The 21,042-nt window shown below is 38.5% G+C and carries 16 protein-coding genes and 1 pseudogene; 9 read left to right on the forward strand and 8 right to left on the reverse strand.

What is annotated here, in order from left to right:
• The first annotated feature begins 183 nt into the window (after positions 1-183).
• Together Q9Q86_RS08495 and Q9Q86_RS08500 are read left to right on the forward strand one after the other, a co-directional pair.
• Complete coding sequence (locus Q9Q86_RS08495) at positions 184-1,797, forward strand: phosphoethanolamine transferase (RefSeq protein WP_112986593.1); 1,614 nt, start codon at positions 184-186, stop codon at positions 1,795-1,797.
• A 152-nt stretch (positions 1,798-1,949) separates the two neighbouring features.
• A pseudogene (locus Q9Q86_RS08500) lies at positions 1,950-3,087 on the forward strand (glycerophosphodiester phosphodiesterase).
• A gap of 36 nt (positions 3,088-3,123) precedes the next feature.
• Here the strand turns inward: Q9Q86_RS08500 and pnuC are convergent.
• Positions 3,124-3,693 (reverse strand): nicotinamide riboside transporter PnuC, encoded by a 570-nt coding sequence (gene pnuC / locus Q9Q86_RS08505; RefSeq protein ID WP_099949005.1) that lies wholly within the window; start codon positions 3,691-3,693, stop codon positions 3,124-3,126.
• Positions 3,694-4,076: 383 nt separating this feature from the next.
• Here pnuC and Q9Q86_RS08510 point away from each other — a divergent pair, with 383 nt between their 5' ends.
• Complete coding sequence (locus Q9Q86_RS08510) at positions 4,077-5,021, forward strand: DMT family transporter (RefSeq protein ID WP_112986594.1); 945 nt, start codon at positions 4,077-4,079, stop codon at positions 5,019-5,021.
• A 110-nt stretch (positions 5,022-5,131) separates the two neighbouring features.
• The gene (locus tag Q9Q86_RS08515; RefSeq protein WP_112986595.1) at positions 5,132-6,736 is read left to right on the forward strand and encodes a S9 family peptidase; all 1,605 of its coding nucleotides are present in this window, start codon (positions 5,132-5,134) and stop codon (positions 6,734-6,736) included.
• A 28-nt stretch (positions 6,737-6,764) separates the two neighbouring features.
• On the opposite strand, the gene Q9Q86_RS08520 is transcribed toward Q9Q86_RS08515, so the two are convergent.
• The 6 genes from Q9Q86_RS08520 to rlmE all read right to left on the reverse strand — a co-directional run bounded on the left by Q9Q86_RS08520 (position 6,765) and on the right by rlmE (position 13,929).
• A complete protein-coding gene (locus Q9Q86_RS08520) occupies positions 6,765-7,079 on the reverse strand; it encodes a DUF5713 family protein (protein WP_004963525.1) in 315 nt (104 codons plus the stop codon).
• Between the two features lie 110 nt (positions 7,080-7,189).
• The gene (locus tag Q9Q86_RS08525) at positions 7,190-8,686 is read right to left on the reverse strand and encodes a VWA domain-containing protein (RefSeq protein ID WP_112986596.1); all 1,497 of its coding nucleotides are present in this window, start codon (positions 8,684-8,686) and stop codon (positions 7,190-7,192) included.
• 83 nt (positions 8,687-8,769) lie between these two features.
• A protein-coding gene (locus Q9Q86_RS08530; protein ID WP_223235881.1) for an IS3 family transposase occupies positions 8,770-9,902 on the reverse strand; the annotation gives its coding sequence in 2 pieces (ribosomal slippage) (positions 8,770-9,650 and positions 9,650-9,902; 1,134 coding nt in all).
• 311 nt (positions 9,903-10,213) lie between these two features.
• Positions 10,214-11,065 carry a dihydropteroate synthase gene (gene folP, locus Q9Q86_RS08535; RefSeq protein WP_112986769.1) on the reverse strand — a complete coding sequence of 284 codons (852 nt, stop codon included), beginning with the start codon at positions 11,063-11,065 and terminating at the stop codon, positions 10,214-10,216.
• Between the two features lie 181 nt (positions 11,066-11,246).
• Positions 11,247-13,142 carry an ATP-dependent zinc metalloprotease FtsH gene (gene ftsH, locus Q9Q86_RS08540; RefSeq protein ID WP_004956031.1) on the reverse strand — a complete coding sequence of 632 codons (1,896 nt, stop codon included), beginning with the start codon at positions 13,140-13,142 and terminating at the stop codon, positions 11,247-11,249.
• A gap of 136 nt (positions 13,143-13,278) precedes the next feature.
• The gene (gene rlmE, locus Q9Q86_RS08545; RefSeq protein ID WP_004908277.1) at positions 13,279-13,929 is read right to left on the reverse strand and encodes a 23S rRNA (uridine(2552)-2'-O)-methyltransferase RlmE; all 651 of its coding nucleotides are present in this window, start codon (positions 13,927-13,929) and stop codon (positions 13,279-13,281) included.
• Positions 13,930-14,160: 231 nt separating this feature from the next.
• Between rlmE and yhbY the strand changes: the two genes are divergently transcribed.
• Positions 14,161-14,484, forward strand: a complete 324-nt coding sequence (yhbY, locus tag Q9Q86_RS08550; RefSeq protein ID WP_004908282.1) for a ribosome assembly RNA-binding protein YhbY — start codon at positions 14,161-14,163, stop codon at positions 14,482-14,484.
• 7 nt (positions 14,485-14,491) lie between these two features.
• The gene (locus Q9Q86_RS08555; RefSeq protein ID WP_004908285.1) at positions 14,492-15,028 is read left to right on the forward strand and encodes a DOMON-like domain-containing protein; all 537 of its coding nucleotides are present in this window, start codon (positions 14,492-14,494) and stop codon (positions 15,026-15,028) included.
• A gap of 46 nt (positions 15,029-15,074) precedes the next feature.
• On the opposite strand, the gene Q9Q86_RS08560 is transcribed toward Q9Q86_RS08555, so the two are convergent.
• Positions 15,075-15,683 carry a hypothetical protein gene (locus tag Q9Q86_RS08560; RefSeq protein WP_112986768.1) on the reverse strand — a complete coding sequence of 203 codons (609 nt, stop codon included), beginning with the start codon at positions 15,681-15,683 and terminating at the stop codon, positions 15,075-15,077.
• Between the two features lie 360 nt (positions 15,684-16,043).
• Between Q9Q86_RS08560 and carA the strand changes: the two genes are divergently transcribed.
• From carA to greA, 3 genes are all read left to right on the forward strand, one after another.
• Positions 16,044-17,183, forward strand: coding sequence for a glutamine-hydrolyzing carbamoyl-phosphate synthase small subunit (gene carA, locus Q9Q86_RS08565; protein WP_004956022.1), 1,140 nt, complete (start codon positions 16,044-16,046; stop codon positions 17,181-17,183).
• A gap of 14 nt (positions 17,184-17,197) precedes the next feature.
• Positions 17,198-20,431, forward strand: coding sequence for a carbamoyl-phosphate synthase large subunit (gene carB, locus Q9Q86_RS08570; RefSeq protein WP_112986767.1), 3,234 nt, complete (start codon positions 17,198-17,200; stop codon positions 20,429-20,431).
• Positions 20,432-20,523: 92 nt separating this feature from the next.
• Positions 20,524-21,000 carry a transcription elongation factor GreA gene (greA, locus tag Q9Q86_RS08575; protein ID WP_004878279.1) on the forward strand — a complete coding sequence of 159 codons (477 nt, stop codon included), beginning with the start codon at positions 20,524-20,526 and terminating at the stop codon, positions 20,998-21,000.
• The last annotated feature ends 42 nt before the right edge of the window (positions 21,001-21,042 follow it).

Here is a 21,042-nt window from a genome sequence, read left to right on the forward strand (position 1 = left end):
GAGAAATAATGGATTTTATTACAAGGTTCACATCTTAAATGTATGAAGCATTTTGAAATGAAGATCATACATTTAAAATTAATTTACTGCGCAATCAAATACTTCACAAATACAGATTGACAGGTCAAGAACTTCCACAGATATTAGCGTGTTCGGCTCTCTCTCCTATTGTACTTGACATTTATGACGGCAAGCTTAAAAAGTTTTAATATTCTGCTACTTATTCTGTTGCCTGCTCTCGTTACAGGTGTTTTGTTAATTGTTGCAGGAAACCTATCAGATGGTTTACGTCTAGGTTTTTTATCCCTACCAGGCGTTATTTTTACTTACTTTGCAATCACACGAAGAAATACATACTGGTATATTTTTTCTTTGTTGTGGTGGTTTATTTTTTTACTCGACTCACTGCTCAGATCAAGTACATGGTTTCTTTTCAGTAGTGATAGTGAAGCCTACTTTATTATTGAAGCGATTGCCAATACTAATCGCCAAGAAATTTGGGAATTTCTACAACTTCATTCAGTCGCAGTATCTACTGTTTTTATCAGTTTAATTATTCTCATCGCGCTGCATAGTTTTGCAGTCTTTAAATTAATTAAAGTTCAACATGTAGAGCAAATTTGGCAAAGTAAAATCTTTCGCTCATTTATCATTTTGCTTACCGTATTAAGTCTGACTAGCTATTTGATGAAACCTTCTCGCAAGGTGCATCCTCTTATTTTTTGGACAGAATATCAAACTAAGATTCAAGATTTCCGCGGGCGAGTAAAACAACATAAAAATGTACATAAGCAATGGGATTTAAGTGCTGAAAAAAATCTAGTCATGACGCGACAGGCCAAAGGTAAACAAACCCATGTCCTAGTGCTTTCAGAAAGCTTAACCAGTTTGAATCTTGGCATTTGCGGTTACCCTAGAGATACCACTCCTGAGTTAAATAAACGACTTTCAGAGATTAAAGTTTTCTGTAATGCATTTTCGCCATCGTCATCTACCATCAATGCTTTACGTGTTTTATTGACTGAAAGCCCTGCATCAGAACATAAAAAATATTCACCCGAAAGTGTATTGGCTTATGCTCGAGCAGCAGGATATAAAATTTATTGGCTAAGTAATCAAGATGATAGTTATCTATCATCATTGTTTGGCTCTTATGCGGATCAAGCCATTTATAAAAATACCCGTTCAGGTCGTAGCAGCTCATCTTTAGATGAAAATTTACTCCCTATTTACCAGCAGGCACTTGCTGATCCCGTCGAGAAGAAGCTTATTATTTTACATCTGATCGGGACTCATCCTAATTACCAAGAACGCTACCCAACGACATTCAATAAATTTAATAGTAATAGTAATGATCGTGTTGAATCAGATTTAAAAGCACGAAATATCGATCCTTGGATTCGCTCCTTACGTAATGATTATGACAATGCAGTGCTATATGAAGATCATTTATTGGCAAAAATGCTGGACACTTTAAGAGCTGATCATTTACCTGATTTTAGGTCTTTCACGGTAGTTTCAGATCACGGTAATGAAGTTGGACATGAACTAGATTATGCTGGTCATAGCCCAACAACCAAAGCAGGCTACCAAGTTCCTGTCATCATGTGGTCGGATAAGTTAAATTTAACAGGCGTGAATAAAGACACAAATCTCAATACCGCTGAACTGGATCAGAATTTAATGCATATCATGGGCTTGAAAGATAAATCCTCTTCCAATCATTCGTATTGGCTAGATCAAGATTATCGTTTTACACCTGAGGCAAATTGGCCCTACTGGGAAAATAAATCCTAAGAAAATTATTATCTCACCCAGTTTGATCAAGAGGTTAAGCTGGGTTTATTTTTATCTATAAAAAATTCATAAAATTATCATCTTATTGTCATCCGTTTGATAAATTTAATTTGCACACTGACTGCTTTAATTAAAAATGAAAGAGTCAATTTATGTTAAAAAAAGCAGTGATTTGCCTGAGCTTACTCAGTTTAGTTGGTTGTAATGATGACAATAATGATCAAACCAACTCCAAACAACCGAATTATGAGCTACCGAAAATCTTAGTCGTTGGTCACCGTGGTGCTAGTGCTCTACGCCCAGAACACACACTCGCCTCCTATCAAAAAGCTATCGAAGATGGTGCAGATTTCATTGAACCAGATTTAGTTTCGACCAAAGATGGTGTGTTAGTCGCACGTCATGAAAATGAAATTAGTGGAACAACCAATGTTGCAGAATTGCCAGAATTTGCTAATCGTAAAAAAACTAAAGTCATTGACGGCGTAAGTATTGAAGGCTGGTTTACAGAAGACTTTACCTTAAATGAGCTTCAGCAACTGAAAGCGCGTGAACGAATTCCACAATATCGACCAGAAAACACTAAATACAATGATTTATATCCAGTTCCGACTCTAGAGCAAATTATTGAACTTGCTGATGCTCATTACAAAAAAAACAGGCAAGATTGTCGGCTTATATATAGAAACGAAACATCCAACGTATTTCCAAAATCAAAATCTAGCAATGGAAGATCGTTTACTTCAAACTTTATCTAAATATAAATACAGTCGAGATATTGCTCCAATCTATCTTCAATCATTTGAAGTAAGCAATTTAAAATACCTTAAACAACAGTTAGATTTGCACAAGAGCCTCAAACACGCACAACTCATCCAGCTTTACGATGAACAATCAGCTCGACCAGCAGACTATGTTGCTAAACAAATCTCGACAACATATGGAGATATGGCAACAGCTCAAGGCTTAAAAGAAGTGGCAAGCTATGCAAATGGTGTTGGACCATGGAAAGTATATGTCTTTAAAGATGCAAGCATGACTGAAACCACATCCTTTGTAAAAGATGCACACCAAGTTGGTTTAAAAGTTCATCCTTATACTTTCAGACCTGAGAATAATTTCTTGGCTGAATCCTTAAAATGCAGCTCAAAAGCTGACGAACGTTGTGAATCTGGCTCTATCAAAGAAATGCAACTCTACTTTAAAGCAGGTGTTGACGGTGTATTTACTGATGATCCAGCTATTGGGCGCAAAGCGGTCCAAAGTTATTTAACTACCTCTGCACAATAAATCAAAAAAATGGGTAGTTTCAGACTACCCATTTCCTTACATCGCAATTTGATTACGCTTTACCTGTTGCCATTGCCACCAACCATAAGCCGCTAAACCTACAAATACCGCATACAAGCCTGCTGTTAATAGTAACTCTTTATAGATAAACATAGCCACATAAACAATATCAACGACGATCCATAAAATCCAAGTCTCAATATATTTTCGACTTGTCCAATAGGTTCCTAGTAAACTAAATGCTGCTAACTGTGAATCCAGCATTGGAACAGATGCATCCGTAAATTGCTTAAGAAACATACCGAAGCACAAACCACCAATCGACGCTAAAATTATGTGCAGATACATCGATTTTATATTTATTGTTTCAACGCGAATTTCATGATCTTGGCGTTTACCTGTCAGCCATACATACAATCCATATAGATTCATACCTACAAAGAAGAACTGTAGAATCGTTTCTCCATACAGCTTAAAATTAAAAAAAAGATATGCATAGAGAACACATGCGAATACATTAAATCCCCAACACCACATATTTCGCTTTATGGTTAAGCTAACGCCAATAATACTAATTAAAACGGCGAAAATTTCTAAATTAGACAAATTAATACTTCAATGTAGTCCGATCTGTTTATTATGAGAAATTATATTTAATAAGCAATTTTTAAAATATGATTTTCCTTAAATCTATTTTATTGCCACTATAAATATGACTATTTTTTAGACATATCTTATGTTATGAGAATTACAAATATCCAGTTAAACCTCTTATGACTAAATCGAAAAGTTTTTCTCCACGCTTAGTACAAATTTCGCATCGCGTCTCAGCCTATGCAGCATGGCGACGTGTCTGCATTTTTATGCGAGGAAACTTTTCTAACATTGATCAAATGAATGACTAAATAAAACATTCACAACAGAAAGGTCGCCTCAACAGCGACCTTTTTTTATTGCATAAAAAAACCTATCCATAAGGAAGTTTTCAAATGACACAGTTACAACAAAAGAATTTTATTTCACCAACACAGACTTCGCCGACTGTAGCGATGTTTCACTCTCGCCTTGCTACAGTCGGGCAATTTATTGCGGTTGTATTGATTTGGTCGCTCACTCCGTTAGCAGCCGTCTGGACCGTGCATGAGATTCATTGGGCGTGGGGCTTGTTTATCCGATTCAGTTTGGCCATTCCTTTAGCACTCATTTGTTTAGTCTGCTTTCGACTTAAATTAACCCTCAGTAAACAGGCACTGATGAGTTATCTCGCAGGTGCATTGGGACTATTTGGTTCTATGACATTTTGCTATATGGGAGCAACTCGAGTTTCATCGAGCATGATTTCAATCATTTATGGAACAGCTCCTTTATGGACAGGTTTGATTTCAGTTTTTATCCTTAAACAAGAACGATTTCATAACCACCAATGGTTTGGTCTGACGATTGCCTTTATAGGCTTGTTACTGACAATGGGTATCGGTTCACGCGATATTCAACTTGATCTTGTAGGTGTGATTTATGAAATCATTGCAGTGATGCTCTATGTATTATCTATGTTTGCAATTGCACGAGTTGGAGCTGGTATACACCCTATCATTCAAATGACAGGTTCAACGATCGTGTCATGGTTAGGTTATGTATGCCTACTTCCCTTTTTTCTGTCAGCAATTCCAACAGAGCTGCCAAGCATTCAAACCTCTATAGCTTTACTCTATAGTGCTTTGTGCTCTTCAGTTTTGGCTATGATTTTTTATTTCCACTTAGTCCAAAAACTCAATCCAACAACAGTCATGCTCATTACGATTATTACACCAGTACTGGCAACAATTTGGGGTACCTTATTTAATCATGAGCAAATCCATTTATATTTGGTTGCTGGATTGGGCTTGCTGTGTTTTGGTCTTTTTGCGTATACCTATCCTATAACGAAATACTAGCTAATCAGAACTCGAGTTGGTCAGTAAAATGACCGACTCGTCGATAGCATAACCCGCTATGCTACAGTTACACTACTTATAGAAAGATTTATTCAAGGATGAAAGAATCAATGCGTAGTAGCCTTTTATGGATTTGGTTCGCTGTATTTTTGATTTTACAAGGCTGTGTGCATGCCACTGTTCAACCAAATCAAATTTCTAAAGCTCATACGACTGAGCTAAAACAACGTTATTATCAAGTCAAAACAAAAGCTTCTGATGGAACCTTGATTGCTTTTACCGTCTATCAACCGAAACTATCAACAAATCAAACTGCCCCATTAATCCTCCATACACATGGTTTCGGCCTATCTCGCATGAAGCGCCCTGAACTAAGCTTGTATGGTTTTTTACTTCCAACTGGGCAAGTCGCTAAATCAGCTTGGAAAAAAGGCTATTGGGTCATCAGTTTTGATCAACGAGGACATGGGGGGAGTCAAGGAAAGATTCGCTTAACAGACCCTGAAAAAGAAGCACAAGATGTCATTACAATTTTAAATTGGGCAGAACAAAATTTACCGCAACTGGCTAAAAATCAAAATGGTGTTCGTGCTGGAATGATTGGTGAATCCTATGCAGGTGGTGTGCAATATATTGCTTCAGCTTTAGACAAACGATTACAAGCAATTGTACCTATTACGACATGGTACGATATTGTTGAAAGTTTAGCCCCAAATGGTGTGCCAAAAAGTAACTGGATTGATTTCTTAAATCTGATTGGAGACTGGTGGAATTGGAACAAATTCGACCCAGAATTAAAACAAGCATATCGAGATACTCAACAGCCACAACTCAACCCTTCCATTTATGATTTTCTAAAAACACATCAAGCTAGCTGGTTTTGCGAACGTGAACAACATCCTCAGGCTGATGCTTTAATTATTCAAGGATTTAGAGATGTACTTTTCCCATTTAATGAAGGTGTGAAAGCAACAAAATGCTTGCAAGAAGCCAATCGTCAAGTACATTTAATCGGTGTCGAAGGTGGGCATCTACAGCCATTTGCTCAACACTCTCCTTTGGGCAGTACACCTTTTTGGTATATTGGAAAATCTATTCGTTGTGGGAATCAAAAGAGCTACGATTTACAAAAAACCATAATAAGCTGGTTCGACCTCAAACTAAAAGATCAAAATTCATCATCTGAACTTCCTGAAGTCTGTATTGATCAAAGTCCAGTAATCCAAATCAATGATTTAAAAGCAATTACATCCTACGATTTGAACAAAACATGGATTGCACCAAACACAACTCAGGATGTATTTATTCCTATCCATACAGCAAAGCAAAAAAGCTTCATCACAGGATCGTCTTTATTGTCACTTGCTGTCGAAACAGAAAATGATGATGCAACTTTGTTTATTTCAATGGCAGTCAAGTCAGCTCAAACAGGGAAATATAAGACTCTTAATGAACAAACAACGCCATTTAACCCAAAACGTAAGCAGCTTTATGACCAAATTATTTCTGGATTAAATTTAAAGACACAGAATTATCAAGATGTTGAGTTACCAAGCATTAATACCCATCTTCAACAAGGAGATACGATTGGGCTACTCGTTCATAGTCAAAGTAAATATTACAAAAGAGTAAAACAGAACAAAGTTGAAGCTTGGATTTCTGGCCAAATAAAGTTACCTAAATTATGGAGTGAAAAAGAGGTAACTCAGCAGTAATTATTAAATAATTATATCGAGAGTGTGATTACCACTCTCGATTGGCAATTAACTCTTCCATTTCGATATCAAGATAACCTGCATCTTGAACAATCATCATCATAGCTTCAGCGATATAATCTGCGGCTGTATCATCTAAACTTGACTCTAAATCTTCAAACTGAGGTTTCATCTCATTGATTTCTTTCATCGTTTGATGAGCTACTGCGTAAATTTCCATTTCAGATAAATCAGACCGACTGACTTTCTTTGAAAATTGCTTAATATGTTGTTTGATTTCAGCCACTAGAATATCGGGATAATAATCATCATCAAACATCGGGAGAAGTAAATTTTCAAACATAAAAATGAATACATCAATAAAACGACATGCTTATATCACAATCTCATGTAAAGCACGATATTTAGGCATAAAAAAAGCGGCTCTATCAACCGCTTTTTAGAAAACAGATTTTAATCTTTTCGTGCACTTAAATTCTTGGCGATCTTAGCAAGCTCTACGAACTCTGCACGCATTTGATATGGATCAGGTTGAGTAGATTGCTGACCAAGTTGAATAATCTGATCCCAGCCCATTGCACCATTATATTGTCCACCTTTTAATTGCTGTGCATATGAAGCTACTGCAATCGCAAATCTTGTATCACTATTGGCTTTTTCTAGAGGCTTGCTGCCAAGCTGAACAGCTTGATTCAATAAGATGCTTTTATCTTGATTTGGCAATTTATAGCGCAAATTTACAAATGCATATTCTGTTTTCTTTGAAGCATCGATTTTTGTGCTTGCTTGATAGCGTGAATCACTATTCCAGCCTTGCTGACCCACAGGAATAATTTCATATAGCGCTGTGATATTATGCCCTGCTCCAATGTCTCCAGCATCAACCTTATCATTATTGAAATCTTCCTGTTTCAACATACGATTTTCATAACCAACTAATCGATATTCTTTAACAGTTGCTGGGTTAAATTCAACTTGAATTTTAACATCTTGAGCGACAGTGGCTAATGTTGAAGATAACTGACGTTGCACGACTTTTTTAGCTTCATTCTTATTGTCGATATAAGAGTAATTACCATCACCTGCATCAGCAATTTGCTCCATTAATTCTTCATTGTAATTACCTGTACCATAACCTAATGCAGTCAAAGAAACTCCACTTTTACGCTTCTCAGCCACCATACCTTTTAAGGTACTAAAATCTGTAATTCCAACATTAAAATCGCCATCCGTTGCCAATAAAATGCGATTGATTCCATTTTTAATAAATGCTTTTTCAGCTTGTTTGTAAGCTAGTTGTATCGCCTGCTCTCCTGAAGTAGCCCCACCCGCACGTAGCTCATCAATTACACGAAGAATTTTATCTTTTTGATCACCTGAGGTGGGTTCTAAAACTAATTTTTCCCCGCTCGCATAAGTAATAATCGTTACTTTATCTTGGGGACGAAGCTGTTCAGTTAAGATTCTTAATGTTTGCTTCACTAATGGCAATTTATCTGGATCATCCATACTGCCTGAAACATCGACTAAAAAAACAAGATTAGCAGCAGGTAACTGTTTGACTGATAAATCTTTTGCTTGAATGCCAATTTTGATTAATTTGGCATTTTCTTTCCATGGAGAATCAACAGTTTCCGTTGTCACTGAAAATGGATGGATTCCAACAGGTTGAGGATATTGATAATCAAAATAATTAATCATTTCCTCGACACGAATAGCATCAACAGGAGGCAAGCGACCATCATTCAGAAAACGTCTTGTATTGGTATAACTTCCTGTATCAACATCGATACTAAAAGTAGAAACTGCTTGCTCAGCTACGCGATGAACTGGATTGACTTCATTCTTTTGATATTTTTCTGTGTTTGCCTCAAGTTTTACTCGCTCAGGTGCAGGGATTGCAGCTATGTAAGACGGTGTAACCATCTTACGTGCCATTTCCGAAGACATGTGCGCAGTCGGAGGCGGTGACAGAGGTGGTCCCACATGTTTGAACAACTAAAAGCTTATTTATAAGTGATACTCTGCTCTAGTTAAGCTACCTTATTTTGTTGTGGTAGCTGGTCATAGTAAAACTCATCTGGAGTCATTTTGTCCAGACTCGAATGAGGTCGTTTCAAATTATAAAATTCAAAATATGCGTTTAATTGCTTCTTCGCATCCAAAACATTGCTGTAGGCTTTGAGATACACCTCTTCATATTTAACGCTCCGCCATAATCGTTCAACCATCACATTATCAACCCATCGACCTTTACCATCCATACTGATTTGAATGCCATTTGATTTCAATACATCAATAAATGCATCACTGGTAAACTGACTGCCTTGGTCTGTATTAAATATTTCAGGTCGACCATATTTTTCAATAGCTTCATTTAATGTTTCTATGCAAAATGTAACCTCCATACTAATCGATACTCTATGCGCAAGTACCTTGCGGCTATGCCAATCAATCACAGCACATAAATAAACAAAGCCTTTTGCCATAGGGATATACGTTATATCCGTAGACCACACTTGATTACTGCGCTGAATAGCCAATCCTTTGAGCAGATATGGATATTTGCGGTGAGCTTGATTAGCCTGGCTTAAATTTGGTTTGCAATATAACGCATTAATGCCCATTTTCTTCATTAAAGTACGTGTATGACGTCGTCCTATATGATGTCCTTGACGATTCAACAAATCACGCATCATACGGCTACCTGCAAAAGGGTATTGCATATGTAACTCATCCATACACCGCATCAGCTTCAGATCTGATGCACTCACAGGTTTTGGGCGATAGTAATAACAACCACGGGAGACTTTCAGCAGCTGAGCTTGCTTAGATACTGAAATCTGAAGTGAGTCATCGATTAACTTTTGTGGTTGAAGCGGCCCAGTTTCTTCAACACACCTTCTAAAAAATCAATTTCTAATGCCTGCTCACCGATTTTTGCATGTAGTTTTTTTAGATCGATGGGTGGTTCTGTTGGAGCTTTTGATTGATCGAAAGCTTGCGAGGAAGCTGAAATCAGTTGATTTTTCCAGTCGATAATTTGGTTTTGATGAACATCAAATTCAGCACTCAATTCAGCAAGTGTTTTTTCTGCTTTAATCGCAGCAAGTGCTACCTTAGCTTTAAAATCATTTGAATGATTTCTTCTTGGTCTACGTGCCATAAAATACTCCATATATTGATGTTTATAACATCATTTGGGGAGCAAAATATCACTTATAAGTGTTGTTCAAATTTCCTGATCCACCTCTGACATAGCAACAATGCCTGTTTCCCTGACTGGATTACCACAAGCAACGAGCATAGAACTGAGTACTGCTAAACTCAAAATTTTCTTTGATTGATACATCTTAAAACCCCTAGATCAAATTTCAATTTTTTAAATATATCTTTTGATTAATATTCTACGTAAAAAAATAAAGATACACAGTATGTTAATGTATCTTTATCTTCATAATTTGTCTTAAATTACAATCAACTGAACAACATTCTATTCCAAACATTGATTGCATCTTTAGTCGCCTTAACATCATGTACGCGAACAATACTCGCACCTTGCTGGATACTTAACATATGTCCCATGACACTCCCTACTGTACGCTCTTGTGCTGGTATACCTGCTAATGCATCACCAATAAATCTTTTCCTAGATAAACCAGATAGCAAAGGAAATCCCATGCGATTCAGTTTCCAAAACTCGTTTAGTAATTGAAAGTTCTGTTGAGCATTTTTAGCAAAACCAAAACCAGGATCGAGAATAATATTTTCAGGCTTGATTCCAACTTGAACAGCTTGATCTAGACGCTGTTGTAATTCTTGAATCACGTCCTCTGTCACATTTTCATATTGATCTAACTGATTCATATTAGTCGGCTCACCACGCATATGCATCAACACTACAGGTATATTCAATTCGGCAGCCGTTTCTAATGCTTGGGGACGTGTGAGTGCACGAACATCGTTCCAAATATGTGCACCTGCTTTCACTGCCGCAAGTATCACCTCGGGCTGACTGGTATCAATCGACATGATCACATCGTGTTTTGATAATGCTTTAACCACAGGAATCACACGGCGAATTTCTTCTTCTAGTTCGACTGGTGAAGCATTGGGACGGGTAGATTCTCCGCCTATATCAATGATAGTAGCGCCCTGCTCAATCATTTGTAACGCACGTTGTACTGCTTGATCTTTTTGATGATGCAACCCACCATCGCTAAAAGAATCAGGAGTTACGTTCAGAATACCCATAATTTGAGGTTGAGATAAATCTAAACTTAAACGACCACACTTCAACTGACAATTTGGTAATGGCATCAACTGCATTTAGACACTCCTCTCTCTAGTTCGTATATATTAACAAGACTGAAGTGCGCAAGCTGATGATTTATTTTCAATAGAATAATAAAGTTGCAATTTCCAAGCTAACAAATGCTAATTTTATTAATATATTTTTTAGAACATAAAAAAAAGAGCAACCTAAGTTGCTCTTTTAAATTTCAAAGTATTAACCCATTGCTGGTAATGGTGGTGGCGTAGATGGTCCATCTTTTGGTGGTTCAAATGCAGCCACAGGATTCTCAGCAACATATACTTTTGGTGGACGAGGTTCACGACCTTCCATGATGTCACGAATTTGGTCACGATCAATCGTTTCCCATTCCATCAAGGCTTTAACCATAGCATGTGCGATATCTTGATTATTTTCCAAAATATCACGAGCTACTTTATATTGTTGATCGAGGATACGACGAACTTCTTCATCTACTTTTTGTTGAGTAGCTTCAGAAATTGTGCGACTACCAACATTTCCAAAGAAACCATTTTGGTTTTCATCTTCATAGACCATGACGCCAAGTCTTTCTGACATACCATATTTGGTTACCATCGCACGAGCCATTTTAGTCGCTCGTTCGAAGTCGTTTGAAGCACCAGTTGACATTTGATTAATGAAAACTTCTTCAGCAATACGACCGCCAAATAAGATTGAAAGTTCATTCAACATCTTATCTTTATAATGGCTAGTTTGGTCTTGTTCAGGCAGCTGCCATGTCACACCCAAAGCCCAACCGCGAGGCATAATCGTTACTTTATGCACAGGATCAGTACCAGGCAAGATTTCAGCAACGATGGCATGACCCGCTTCATGGTACGCAGTAGCACGACGTTCTTCTTCACGAATCACCATCGACTTACGTTCAGGACCCATGTAGATTTTGTCTTTTGCATCTTCGAAATCATGCATGTCGACAGTGTTCTTGTTACGACGAGCAGCGAACAATGCAGCTTCATTCACTAAGTTTGCTAGTTGCGCACCAGAGAAGCCTGGTGTACCACGTGCAAGGACTTTAACATCAACACCAGTCACTGAAGGTAATTTCTTCAAATGAACATTTAAGATTTGCTCACGACCACGAATGTCAGGTAACCCTACCATCACTTGACGGTCAAAACGACCTGGACGAAGTAAAGCTTTATCCAATACATCTACACGGTTTGTGGCAGCAATTACAATCACACCTTCATTGCCTTCGAAACCGTCCATCTCTACAAGCATTTGGTTCAAAGTTTGTTCACGTTCATCATGACCCCCACCTGTACCTGAACCACGATGGCGACCTACGGCATCAATCTCATCAATGAAAATGATACATGGTGCATGACGTTTAGCTTGTTCGAACATATCACGAACACGTGAAGCACCAACACCAACAAACATTTCAACGAAATCAGAACCAGAGATACTAAAGAAAGGAACTTTAGCTTCACCAGCAATCGCTTTGGCTAATAATGTTTTACCTGTACCTGGAGGACCAACCATTAACACACCACGTGGAATAGTTGCACCAAGACGTTTGAATTTTGCTGGGTCTTTTAAGAAATCGACAATTTCAACGACTTCTTGTTTTGCTTCGTCACAACCTGCAACATCAGTAAACGTTACCTTGATTTGATCTTCAGATAACATTTTTGCTTTTGACTTACCAAAACTCATAGGACCGTTTTTGCCACCAGCGCCACCGCCCATATTACGCATGAAGAACATGAATAATAAAATGATGAGCAATACTGGGAAACTCGCAATGAGAAGTTGCATCAAAATGCCTTGACGTTGCGGAGCTGTCCCCTCAACTACAACATTTTGTTTGTTCAAGCTTGGTAGCAACTCAGTGTCTTCAACTTGCGGGCGAACCGTTTCAAATGAAGAACCATTGGTTTTTTCACCGCTAATATTTAAACCGTCAATTGTGACTTGTTTAATCTGCCCAGCATTAACTGCTGCTACGAAATCAGAATATTTCATCGCGGCAGGCTTATTGCGGTCACTGACGTTGCTAAAAATCAAAATCAGAACACCGAGTATGATGAGCCACAATACGGCATTCTTGAAGTAATCGCTCAAGGCTTTATTCCCATATCAATCTAATTTGATCATACCTAATCTTGGCTGACCTTCACAAAAACAGCAATGAATTTGCGTTGCAAAAAACTTAAAAGGTACAAAATGCACAATTTTTAACAACTTGGCAAGTACACTTTTATTGCAATGCCTTTTTACGACCTTGTCCAATCAAAAAAACCTCTTTTGATCGAGCACGAGACGCCTCAGGTTTAGCTGTTTTTAATACATCAAAACTATCGACCACTTGCTTTCTGAATTCGTCAAAGCCCGAACCTTGGAACACTTTAACAATAAATTGTCCATTTGGTCCTAAAACTTTTTGAGCAAAATCCAAAGCCAATTCACAAAGATAAATTTGGCGCGGTTGATCAACAGCCCTATTACCTGATGTATTGGGGGCCATATCAGAAATTACAACGTCAACTTGACGTCCATTTAAAATATTTAACAATTTTTCAAAAACTTCTTCCTCTCGGAAGTCACCTTGTAAGAAAGTCACGTCAGGAAGTGCATCCATTGGTAAAATATCTGAAGCAATTACTAGACCATTAGAACCAACCAGCTTTCCAGCGATTTGTGACCAACTACCTGGTGCTGCACCAAGATCGACAACCGTCATTCCTGGTTTGATCATTTTATATTTTTCTTGGATTTCAAGTAATTTATATGCTGCACGAGCGCGATAACCTTCTTTTTGTGCTTTTTTCACAAAAGGATCATCCAAGTGCTCTCTCATCCATGCACGACTGCTTTTAGACAATTTTTGATTGGTAATGCGTGTCGCCATAACTCACTAAATTTCAAAAAACTTCTGATTAGTCATTGTACGTGAAAATTACTCTCATTACAGTACGGATGTACTTCATTCACACGAACTTTTACAGATTTTTTTCGATCATCTAGATTGGATATTTCTCTTATTTTTGATTATTTTTATCCATCCACAAGCCCCATTAAACTATCTTAGAAACAGGATGCGAGTTATACTAGTTCGTTTTTCAAATCAGGTATTTTTTAAATGGCGGCTTTATCTATCCATGAGCGCAAACGTTTACGTCAAATTGGCCACGCGCTGAATCCAGTTGTTATGATTGGTGGTCAGGGTTTGACAGAAAACGTAATTGAAGAAACAAATCGCGCTTTGAATGATCATGAACTTATCAAAGTTAAAATCGCGGGTGAAGATCGTGAAGATCGTGCAGCTGTAATTGATGCACTTGTTGAAGCTACAGGCGCTGAATCAGTACAAAAAATTGGTAAAATTGTTTTGCTTTATAAGAAAGCGAACAAACAAAATCAAAATCTCTCAAATCTCGTTCGTTTTGCACATTTAAGCAAGTAATCAAGCTATGGCAAGTTATGAACTCTCTGCTTTCGATCGTTTTAGTGCAATTACCGTTGTTGGAGCGATTGAGCAACAAACACCAGCGACTATAAATGTTGGTTTTTGGGTTCGTGACCCAAATCAGTTTTTAATTTATCCCGATCTCGTCGCAGCACATCCTCGCCTCGACTTTTTATGGGAACAAACGTGTTTTGAAATTTTTGTAGGTGTGAAAGATGAAGATTTCTATAGAGAAATTAATCTTTCCCCTTCTCAAGCTTGGCAAGCTTATCAATTTGAAGAATACCGATTCCCTGAAAATATACCGCCACTTCCTGCATATGATATTGAGCTAAATCACTTACAGAAAACCCATTACGGATTAAATGTAAGTTTAGACCTTACTCAATTTATGCAAAGCAATAAGTTGAAGTGGTCAGATTTATATGTAGGTTTAACTGCTGTATTAAATACCACACAAGGTATGCATTATTTTGCAATGCAGCACAGTAGCCCTCAAGCCGATTTTCACAACAAACGTGATTGGCTACATCAATTTTAATCAATAAAAAAGCGAGAATATATCTCGCTTTTTTATTGGCTAGTAATTAACTAGCACGAACTTTGTTCCAAGCTTCTACAGCTTGATCTTTAGTACGTTTAAAACTGCCAACTAGCGTATCTTTGTGCTTAACAGAGATTTGGCTAATATCATCTTTTAATTCTTTGCTTACTTTCGTTAAATCTTCAATTAAAGCATTTAACTCAGTTTTCAACGCATTCTTTAATTCAAACAAGTTACCTTGAGAAGAATTTAATTGTGATTTGATCACTTCAATACGTTGAAGTAAATCTTGCTTGATTTGAGTCAATTGATTTTGAATATTTTGATTCAATTCTTTAGCTTCAGTCTCAATTTTTTCTTGAGTTTCAGCAATCACTTCTTTCACTTGCTCTTGAGTTTCAGCAATTACTTCTTTCGCTTGTTCTTGAGTTTCAGCAATTACTTCTTTCGCTTTAGCAGTCTTTTCAGCTACAACTTCTTTCGCTTTTGCTGTTTTCTCTGCAACTGCTTCTTTAACTTCAGCAGTCTTTTCAGCTACAACTTCTTTCATTTCTGCTGTTTTTGCAGCAACAGTTTCTTTAGCTTTAGCCGTTTTCTCGACAGCAACTTCTTTCACTTCTTCAGCAGTTGTCGGCGCTTGATTCTCAGCCATCTTGATTCCCCTCTATACTGATTGTTGATTTTTTGGCTAGGTATAAGATAAATCGCTTCAGCATCGAATCAGGCAAAAATTGTCTAACAATTTGCATAATATCTCATTCTATACTTAGAAGAATGAGTTATTTTGCAATAGACACTCTCTTCTGCTCCTCATTTTTACACATGTACTTTTAACTCACTTTAATAAATAAAACACATAGACTTTTCAGAGACTCATGCGTATAATGCGCTGTTAAGTTACAAGCGAGCAGACTGGAAGGAGGGGCATGTTTTTAAAGACGGCCTACCTTTTTTTATGTCTACTCGCTTTTTTACAGCCCTATTTTTGTGGTTTTAGTTCAGGAGCTTTGGTTTGAGCACCCCCGCCATTTTAGCCCTCGCAGATGGAACGATCTTTAAAGGAACGTCTATCGGTGCATCGGGTAGTACGACTGGTGAAGTCGTTTTTAATACTGCCATGACTGGTTATCAAGAAATTTTGACTGACCCAAGTTACGCACAGCAACTTGTTACGTTGACTTATCCTCATATCGGAAATACTGGCTGTAATAGTGAAGACGTTGAATCAGGTCGCATCCATAAAGTATGGGCGAATGGTTTAATTATTCGTGATCTTCCACTATTACACAGTAACTTCCGTTCTGAGCAATCACTTAGCGAATATTTACAACAACACAATGTTGTTGCAATCGCAGATATTGACACACGAAAGTTAACTCGTATCTTACGTGAAAAAGGAGCACAAAACGGTTGTATCCTTGCTGGTGAAAATATTACAGAAGAAGAAGCTATCGCCAAAGCACGTGAATTCGGTGGTTTAAATGGTCTTGATCTTGCTAAAGAATGCTGTGACCCTGAAGGTTTCGAATGGACTGAAGGTTCTTGGGCATTAGGCAAAGGTTTTACCCAACCAGAACTTAAATATCATGTTGTTGCATATGATTATGGTGTCAAAACCAACATCTTACGTATGCTCGCAGATCGCGGCTGTAAATTAACAGTTGTTCCTGCACAAACACCTGCTGAAAAAGTCCTTGCTTTAAATCCGGATGGCGTTTTCCTGTCAAATGGTCCTGGTGATCCAGCAGCATGTGACTATGCAATCGAAGCAGTTAAAACAATTGTTGAAACCACAACATTACCAGTCTTTGGTATTTGTTTAGGTCACCAAATTTTAGCGCTTGCTTCTGGTGCGAAGACGATGAAAATGAATCATGGTCATCACGGCGCCAACCATCCTGTACAAAACCTTGAGAATGGTACAGTGATGATTACTTCTCAAAACCATGGCTTTGCAGTTGATGAAAGCACCTTACCTTCAAACTTAAAAGTAACACATCGTTCATTGTTTGATGGTACAAACCAAGGTATTCATCGCACTGACAAACCAGCATTCAGCTTCCAAGGTCACCCTGAAGCGAGTCCTGGTCCACATGATTGCGCTCCGTTGTTCGATCATTTCATCGAACTTATCGAAGCAGCTAAGAAGTAATTAAGGAGCGAATAATGCCTAAACGTACGGATATTAAAAGCATCTTAATTATTGGTGCTGGTCCTATTGTCATTGGTCAGGCGTGTGAGTTTGACTACTCTGGTGCACAAGCATGTAAAGCGCTTCGTGAAGAAGGTTACCGTGTTATTTTGGTGAACTCTAACCCAGCGACCATCATGACCGATCCTTCAATGGCGGATGCAACTTATATCGAGCCGATCACTTGGCAGACAGTTGCACAAATTATTGAAAAAGAACGCCCAGATGCAGTTCTCCCAACGATGGGTGGTCAAACTGCATTGAACTGTGCACTTGCATTAGATGCTAACGGTATTTTAGAAAAATATAACGTTGAATTGATTGGTGCATCAAAAGAAGCGATTGAAAAAGCAGAAGATCGTAAACTTTTTGACATCGCAATGCGTAAAATTGGACTTGAATGTCCTCGTGCTGATGTTGCTGAAAGCATGGAACATGCATTGGAAATTCAAGCACGTTTCGGCTTCCCAGTGATCATTCGTCCATCATTCACGATGGGTGGTTCTGGTGGTGGTATCGCATACAATAAAGAAGAATTTATTGAAATCTGTGAACGCGGTTTTGATCTTTCTCCAACTAAACAATTATTGATTGATGAATCATTAATTGGTTGGAAAGAATACGAGATGGAAGTTGTTCGTGATAAAAACGACAACTGTATTATCGTATGTGCGATCGAAAACTTTGACCCAATGGGCGTGCATACAGGTGACTCAATCACTGTTGCCCCTGCTCAAACATTGACAGATAAAGAATATCAAATCATGCGTAATGCATCGGTTGCTGTTCTGCGTGAAATCGGTGTTGAAACAGGTGGTTCAAACGTTCAGTTCGGTATTAACCCGAAAGATGGTCGTATGGTTGTGATCGAGATGAACCCTCGTGTTTCTCGTTCATCTGCGCTTGCCTCTAAAGCAACAGGTTTCCCAATTGCGAAAATCGCGGCAAAACTTGCGGTTGGCTATACCCTCGATGAATTGAAAAATGACATCACTGGCGGTGTAACACCTGCAAGCTTCGAACCAGCAATAGACTATGTCGTAACCAAGATTCCACGTTTTAACTTCGAAAAATTCCCACAAGCTGAGCCTGTTCTTACAACTCAGATGAAATCTGTGGGCGAAGTGATGGCGATTGGTCGTAACTTCCAAGAATCTGTTCAAAAAGCGCTTCGTGGTCTTGAAGTAGGTGTCAGCGGCTTTGATGAAAAAATCGAAGTTGGTACGGCTAATGCCAAAGACATCATCTTAAAAGAGCTTAAAGTTCCAGGTCCAGATCGTATTTGGTATGTTGCCGATGCATTCCGTCATGGTTTCTCATTAGATGAAGTGTTTGAAGCAACGAAGATTGACCGTTGGTTCTTGATCCAAATTGAAGATATCGTTAAAACTGAAGCTCAAGTAAAAACTTTAGGTTTTGGTGATTTAAACGCTGACAATATCCGTTCATTCAAGCGCAAAGGTTTATCTGACCTTCGTATTGCTGATTTAATGGGTATTTCACAAAAACAATTCCGTAAACAACGTTGGAACTTGGGTGTCTATCCAGTTTATAAACGTGTTGATACTTGTGCTGCCGAATTCGAATCTGGCACAGCTTACATGTACTCAACTTACGACGAAGAATGTGAAGCAAATCCATCGAACCGTGACAAAATCATGGTCATTGGTGGTGGTCCAAACCGTATTGGTCAAGGGATCGAGTTTGATTACTGCTGTGTACACGCTGCGCTTGCCATGCGTGATGACGGTTACGAAACAATCATGGTGAACTGTAACCCTGAAACTGTTTCTACCGACTATGACACATCAGATCGTTTGTACTTCGAACCTGTTACATTAGAAGATGTTCTTGAAATCGTACGTACTGAGAAGCCTAAAGGCGTGATCGTACAATACGGTGGTCAAACACCTTTGAAATTGGCTCGTGCTTTAGAAGAAGCAGGTACACCAATCATTGGTACATCTCCAGATGCGATTGACCGTGCAGAAGACCGTGAACGTTTCCAGCAAATGATTCAACGTCTACAGCTTCGTCAACCGAACAACAGCATTGTAAAATCTGCTGAAGAAGGTATCTCTGAAGCTGCAAAAGTTGGTTATCCGCTAGTTGTTCGTCCATCTTATGTATTGGGTGGTCGCGCAATGGAAATCGTATATAACGAAGAAGAACTTAAGCGTTACCTTCGTGAAGCAGTTCAAGCGTCTAATGAAGCGCCTGTTCTTCTTGACCGTTTCCTTGATGATGCAACTGAAGTTGATGTGGACTGCGTATCTGACGGTAAAGACGTCGTGATTGGCGGTATCATGCAACATATTGAACAAGCAGGTATCCACTCAGGTGACTCAGCATGTTCGATTCCTCCTTACTCTCTTTCACAAGAAGTTCAGGATGAAATGCGTCGTCAAACTGTTGCGATGGCAAAAGAGCTTGGCGTTGTAGGTTTGATGAACGTTCAGTTTGCAGTAAAAGGCAACGACATTTATGTACTTGAAGTGAATCCACGTGCATCACGTACGGTTCCTTTCGTATCGAAATGTATCGGTGAATCTTTAGCGAAAGTTGCTGCTCGTTGTATGGCTGGTCAATCTTTAGAATCTCAAGGATTCACTAAAGAGATCATCCCAACTCACTTTGCTGTAAAAGAAGCGGTATTCCCGTTTGCTAAATTCCAAGGTGTTGACCCAATGCTTGGACCTGAGATGAAATCTACAGGTGAAGTTATGGGTGTAGGTGAAACTTTTGGCGAAGCATTCTACAAAGCTGTGCTTGGTTCAAATGAACGTTTACCAGGTTTACCAACCGAAGGCGAAGTGAAATATGCATTCTTATCTGTTCGTGAATCAGACAAGAAATATATTGCTAATATCGCTAAACAATTGATTGCTTACGGTTTCAAACTTGTTGCAACCAACGGTACTTACCAAGTATTGCAAGAAGCTGGTTTGGAATGTGAAGCAGTCAATAAAGTGACTGAAGGTCGTCCACACATTGTAGACCGCTTGAAAAATGGTGAAATTCATCTTATTGTCAACACCACTGAAGGCAAACAAGCTCAATACGATTCTGCAATGATTCGTCGTGCTGCCCTACAAGGCAAAGTGTACTACACAACGACAATCAATGGTGCAGAAGCAGTTTGCCAAGCATTTGCTGTGAAATTGCCAATGGATGTATACCGCTTGCAAGATTTACAAACTGTAGGTTAATTCTCTACCGATAAAGTCCCGTCACCTTATCGGTGGCGGGCTTTTTCTTTTTTTAATCCTGTATTTTCCCAACCAATTTAGAGGGGACTAAAATGCAACGTTATCCTATGACTCCTGAAGGCAAGGTTGCCTTAGAGAAAGAATTACAACAGTTAAAAACAGTTGATCGCCCACGTATTACACAGGCTATTGCTGAGGCACGTGAGCATGGTGACCTCAAAGAAAATGCTGAGTATCATGCAGCACGTGAGCAACAAGGCTTCTGTGAAGGTCGTATTCAAGATATCGAAGGTAAACTTGGCGCATGTCAGGTAATTGACGTTAAAGATCTTGAACAAAACGGTCGTGTTGTATTTGGTGTTACGGTAACGATTGAAAACCTAGATACTGAAGAACGTAAGACCTATAAAATCGTAGGCGACGATGAAGCAGATTTTAAAATTAATAAAATCTCAGTGAACTCTCCAATCGCACGTGGCCTATTAGGCAAAAGCGAAGGCGATGAAGCTAAAATTCAAACACCACAAGGTGAAGTTGAATACGAAATCGTGAGCGTGGAATACCTATAATATTCCAAGCCCAATTAACCCCTCACCTTTGAGGGGTTTTTC

The organism is Acinetobacter sp. A22 (assembly GCF_030913345.1).
Taxonomy (GTDB): Bacteria; Pseudomonadota; Gammaproteobacteria; order Pseudomonadales; family Moraxellaceae; genus Acinetobacter; species Acinetobacter junii.

What these genes read in the sequence shown, in the direction of transcription:
- greA (WP_004878279.1), top strand. Translation starts at nt 20,524, where the DNA reads ATGCAACGTTATCCTATGACTCCTGAAGGCAAGGTTGCCTTAGAGAAA.
- carB (WP_112986767.1), top strand. Translation starts at nt 17,198, where the DNA reads ATGCCTAAACGTACGGATATTAAAAGCATCTTAATTATTGGTGCTGGT.
- Q9Q86_RS08525 (WP_112986596.1), bottom strand. Translation starts at nt 8,686, where the DNA reads ATGTCTTCGGAAATGGCACGTAAGATGGTTACACCGTCTTACATAGCT.
- folP (WP_112986769.1), bottom strand. Translation starts at nt 11,065, where the DNA reads ATGCAGTTGATGCCATTACCAAATTGTCAGTTGAAGTGTGGTCGTTTA.
- Q9Q86_RS08555 (WP_004908285.1), top strand. Translation starts at nt 14,492, where the DNA reads ATGGCAAGTTATGAACTCTCTGCTTTCGATCGTTTTAGTGCAATTACC.
- Q9Q86_RS08495 (WP_112986593.1), top strand. Translation starts at nt 184, where the DNA reads ATGACGGCAAGCTTAAAAAGTTTTAATATTCTGCTACTTATTCTGTTG.
- Q9Q86_RS08515 (WP_112986595.1), top strand. Translation starts at nt 5,132, where the DNA reads ATGCGTAGTAGCCTTTTATGGATTTGGTTCGCTGTATTTTTGATTTTA.
- yhbY (WP_004908282.1), top strand. Translation starts at nt 14,161, where the DNA reads ATGGCGGCTTTATCTATCCATGAGCGCAAACGTTTACGTCAAATTGGC.
- Q9Q86_RS08520 (WP_004963525.1), bottom strand. Translation starts at nt 7,079, where the DNA reads ATGTTTGAAAATTTACTTCTCCCGATGTTTGATGATGATTATTATCCC.
- Q9Q86_RS08510 (WP_112986594.1), top strand. Translation starts at nt 4,077, where the DNA reads ATGACACAGTTACAACAAAAGAATTTTATTTCACCAACACAGACTTCG.
- rlmE (WP_004908277.1), bottom strand. Translation starts at nt 13,929, where the DNA reads ATGGCGACACGCATTACCAATCAAAAATTGTCTAAAAGCAGTCGTGCA.
- Q9Q86_RS08560 (WP_112986768.1), bottom strand. Translation starts at nt 15,683, where the DNA reads ATGGCTGAGAATCAAGCGCCGACAACTGCTGAAGAAGTGAAAGAAGTT.